General features: G+C 40.6%; 5 protein-coding genes. All 5 read left to right on the top strand.

Annotated elements, in window-relative coordinates:
• Positions 1 to 186 precede the first annotated feature (186 nt).
• The 5 genes from QZ019_RS09425 (at position 187) to QZ019_RS09445 (ending at position 3,890) form a co-directional block, all read left to right on the top strand.
• Positions 187 to 987: an aldo/keto reductase gene (locus tag QZ019_RS09425; protein WP_295484526.1), complete on the top strand. Its 801-nt coding sequence runs from the start codon at positions 187 to 189 to the stop codon at positions 985 to 987.
• Positions 988 to 1,096: 109 nt separating this feature from the next.
• Entirely contained in the window at positions 1,097 to 1,738 is a 642-nt protein-coding gene (locus QZ019_RS09430; protein ID WP_295484528.1) for a transposase, read from the top strand.
• 38 nt (positions 1,739 to 1,776) lie between these two features.
• The gene (locus QZ019_RS09435) at positions 1,777 to 2,271 is read left to right on the top strand and encodes a transposase (protein WP_295484530.1); all 495 of its coding nucleotides are present in this window, start codon (positions 1,777 to 1,779) and stop codon (positions 2,269 to 2,271) included.
• Between the two features lie 41 nt (positions 2,272 to 2,312).
• Positions 2,313 to 2,612: a hypothetical protein gene (locus QZ019_RS09440; RefSeq protein WP_295484532.1), complete on the top strand. Its 300-nt coding sequence runs from the start codon at positions 2,313 to 2,315 to the stop codon at positions 2,610 to 2,612.
• A gap of 402 nt (positions 2,613 to 3,014) precedes the next feature.
• The gene (locus QZ019_RS09445) at positions 3,015 to 3,890 is read left to right on the top strand and encodes an aldo/keto reductase (protein WP_295484535.1); all 876 of its coding nucleotides are present in this window, start codon (positions 3,015 to 3,017) and stop codon (positions 3,888 to 3,890) included.
• Positions 3,891 to 4,178 lie beyond the last annotated feature (288 nt).

The following is a 4,178-nucleotide window of genomic DNA, read 5'->3' on the forward strand; positions in this document are numbered from 1 at the left end:
ACAATAAGTTAAATAAATTTCTCTTTTATTTTTATCTAGAACAGCAGAGTTTGGGATTTTTCCTCACTGTTTGTTCCCCCTCATCTATGCCTTACAGTTATTTGAGTAAATAAGTAATTAGTATTGGCAAAATCCTCTGTACTAAGCTACCTTAAATTTTAGAGTAAGTAATATTTAGGCAGCGTAATGGAATATTTAACTTTAAATAACGGCGTGAAAATGCCGATATTAGGGTTAGGAACATGGGATCTTCGCGGATCTTCAGGCTATAAAGCGATTCTTTCTGCTTTGTCCTGCGGCTACAGACTCATTGATACCGCAAAGATGTATGCCAATGAAGAAATCGTAGGAAAAGCGTGCAAAGACAGTAAAATCGCGCGTGAAAAGTTATTTATCACGACGAAGTTCAGCGGTTCTTACGCTTCGTATGAAGGCGTAAAGCGCGGTATAGATGAGTCTATTTCCTTATTCAATGATACCTATATTGATTTAGCCTTAATTCATGAACCATATGGCGATATTATCGGTATGTACGAGGCTTTAAAAAAGGCTTTTGATGACGGTAAGGTTCGTGCTGTCGGAATTTCCAATTTTGATGAAAGTCGCTATCTGTCGTTTATTAATCACTGCGGATTGATACCTGCCGTTAATCAAATTGAATCTCATGTGTATTTTTCACAGCTTGATTTTAAACAAGTATTAAACGGTCACGGAACACAAATGCAGGCGTGGGCTTCTTTTACTGAAGGACGCAGAAATGTTTTTTCGGATCCTGTGCTGCTCAAAATAGCCGACAAATATAACAAAACCGTCGCGCAAATTATTTTGCGTTATCAGATAGAACACGGTATTGCCGTTATACCTAAAAGCGGTAATGAAAAACGGCAGCAGGAAAATTTGAATATTTTTGATTTTTCTTTAAGTAAAGAAGATAAAGCGCAAATTGCCTTACTTGATCGCAAAAAGTCGCTGTTTAATTGGTATTAATTTTGCGTAAGGGGGGGGAGTGACATGGAAACAGGAGCAATGACAAAGGATCGCTAAAAGATTTCGATTAAGATCGTAGCAGATCCTTTTGATAAACAAGGAGTTTGCTATGACAACCGCTTTAAGTTTCCAAGAAAAATCTCCTCTTTTTGTCGGCGTAGATTTAGCCAAATCAGTATTCCAGGTAGCTTATCAAAATCCTAAAAGCTCACGTTTTTGCAATCGCCAATTAACCCGTAAAGAATTCAGACGCTTTCTGACTGAGCACCAAGGGTCACTGTGTGTGGGAATGGAGGCCTGCGGCTCAGCGCATTATTGGGGACGTGAATGTGTAAAGATGGGACATGAAGTGCGTATTCTTCCGGCAATCACCGTAAAATATATCAATCAAGGCAACAAAGACGATCGTAATGATGCGCACTGCATTTGGCAGGCAATGCATCTTCCGAGCATCAAAACGGTAAAAATCAGAGATGAAAGCAATCAGGCATTGATGTCGCTGCTTAAATTAAGAGATTTGATCATTAAGCAGAAAACTCAGCTGCAGAATAATCTGCGCGGCTGTTTCTATGAACAGGGCGTCATTTGCGGCAGTGGCAGCGAAAGCTTAATCGAGACGGCAGAAGCACAGGTGAAAGAGTTACGTGAAGAAAACAAGGAGTGGTCTGAGTTGATTGCAAAGGTAAGTATTTGCGCAATCGGCCTCATAAAGGTCAGGCAAAACAACTTCAGACCATTGATGAATATATAGCAAAATATACGCAGGAAAATGAGTCTTGACGCAAATTAATGACAATTCCCTACGTGGGTCCGGTAACGGCGGCGGCGCTGTATGCGGTTATGTTTGACCCCGGGAACTTTAAAAACGCTCGGCAGTTTGCCGCATACGCAGGGTTTGCCCCGACACATACCGGAACCGGAGGCAGAATAACCATGGGCGGGATACCGCTAAAAGGCAATCCGGTATTAAAACGGGTGCTGTATCAGGTATGTCTTTCCTTGTACAGCAGAAACAAAAGAATGAAGAATCAGGCGGGGCAGAACGAAAATACATGGCTTGCCCGCCTGTCACGGAGGCTGCCGGTAAAGAAGACCGTCTGTGCGGCCGCTGATAAAATCTGCCGTATTGCCTGGGCACTGCTGCATAACGGAGAATGCTATGCCGATGAAAAAAGCACTTTGGGCATAGCAAGGATTAAAAGCAAAAGGATTATGAGACGGCATATGTATGACAGCATCATCACCTTAAGTGAAGAAGCTGAAGACAATAAATACAACCGTTAATAAAAAACAACCGGACAACAAGGGAAATTAAAGGAGCACACATGCAGAACAGCAAAAGCCGTAAACACATTGCGCATTATGACGCAGCACGCGGAAGAAGGCATGCTGTTCTTCAAGAGCGTACGGGCTCAAGTTGCCGGGCAGCGTATTACGTAAAGCCCGAATGCAGGCAGGATATAGAGTTGAAAATTCAACTTGAAATAAAAGATGTAAAGAGCATGTCTTTAATTTCTTGCGTACAGAATTTTGCCGTTGATGACGACGTGAGTACCCCTTGTTTGAATAAAACGTGCGGGGAGTTGTACGCATTAACGGCAGAATGGCCGGAGGTAAAAAAGTAAGGAACCAATAAGCAAACCCAAACAGGAAAGAAACCGCAGGTTATTACATGCTTAAAGGCATGTAATAAAAAAACATGCGCTAAAAAAATCCTTTCGAATAATCACTATTGAACGGTAATACATTGTTTTATAAATAATAATTACCGATTCAGAATTTATAGGACTGAAGGTTTGACTTATTTGCCTTGCTTTTTACCTTTAGTGCTTGACAAGAGAATCAATTCCATATAGAGATGTACGCATCAACGGCAGAATAACCGGAGGTTAAAAGCAAAAGATAAATAATCGAGCTTAAACAGAAGATTAACAAAGCTGTCGTGATTGCATGCTTTAGGGCATGTAATAAAAAAACACGCGCTTAACAAGTCTGACCGGAAGCTCTTTGGCGCGTTGTTGTTATCCGTGTCGGTATTTGTAGCACAAAGCTCAGATCTTAATTTAAAAGCGGAAAATTCAGAAAGCGGAAAATTTGATTTTGCAACTAAAAAGGTGCTGCTTAACAGCGGCTACTATATGCCTATAGTAGGTCTTGGTACTTACAGCTTAAGTCACGACGAGTGTATGCTGTCCGTTGGTACTTTACTTAAAGCAGGCGGGCGTTTGATTGATACGGCATATATGTATCACAATGAAGAAAGCGTGGGGCTGGCGGTAAGAGAATCCGGAGTGCCGCGTGAAGAAGTGTTTGTTACCACCAAAATTTATCCGAGCCGATTTACCGATCCTAAAGCGGCAATTGATGAGGCTCTTCAGGCATTGGATATAGGTTATATCGATTTGATGCTGCTTCATCATCCGGGAAAAGGTGATGTTGAAGCTTATAAAGCGCTTGAGGATGCGGTTAAAGAAGGAAAGATACGTTCCACAGGGCTTTCTAATTGGTATGTTAAAGAATTAAAGGACTTTTTGCCGCAGATAAACATTATGCCTGCCGTGGTGCAAAATGAAATTCATCCCTATTATCAGGAAAATGACGTTATTTCGTATGTGCAGAGTTTGGGCATAGTAATGCAAGGTTGGTATCCTTTCGGCGGTCGGGGTTACACTGAGGCGATGTTTAGTAACGAAACTTTAATTGAGATTGCGCAAAAACATGAAGTTACCGTACCTCAAGTGATCTTGCGCTGGAATCTGCAAAAGGGCGTGGTGGTGATCCCCGGGACGGAAAATCCTGAGTATGTCAAAGAGAATCTTGACGTGTTTGACTTTGCGTTAAGTGATGAGGAAATGAACAGGATCAACGCACTAGATCGCAATGAAAAACATGATTGGTATTAATTATCCCCAAGTTCTCCATAGTAAAAATTTGTGTCCTGATTTTTAATTGCGTCAGGACATCTTTTTCTCTTTTTTATTTTGATTTGCGCCTTTCTTTTCCTTTAATTTACATCGATCTTGTTTTGTCTTTTCGCTTGCCCGCATACCGTTTTGCTCTGTTGGAGTGCGTTCGAAACTAGTAAAAATCAATCCATTTAAACGAAAATAAATAATTCAATCTTAAATAATTTATTGATTTATATAAGTAAAATACATTATGCGATCATTATAGTTAATTTATAAATATAA

This window comes from uncultured Succinatimonas sp., assembly GCF_905203285.1.
Classification (GTDB): Bacteria; Pseudomonadota; Gammaproteobacteria; order Enterobacterales; family Succinivibrionaceae; genus Succinatimonas.

Coding starts and splice junctions, on each gene's coding strand:
- QZ019_RS09430 (WP_295484528.1), top strand. CDS start 1,097: ATGACAACCGCTTTAAGTTTCCAAGAAAAATCTCCTCTTTTTGTCGGC.
- QZ019_RS09440 (WP_295484532.1), top strand. CDS start 2,313: ATGCAGAACAGCAAAAGCCGTAAACACATTGCGCATTATGACGCAGCA.
- QZ019_RS09425 (WP_295484526.1), top strand. CDS start 187: ATGGAATATTTAACTTTAAATAACGGCGTGAAAATGCCGATATTAGGG.
- QZ019_RS09435 (WP_295484530.1), top strand. CDS start 1,777: ATGACAATTCCCTACGTGGGTCCGGTAACGGCGGCGGCGCTGTATGCG.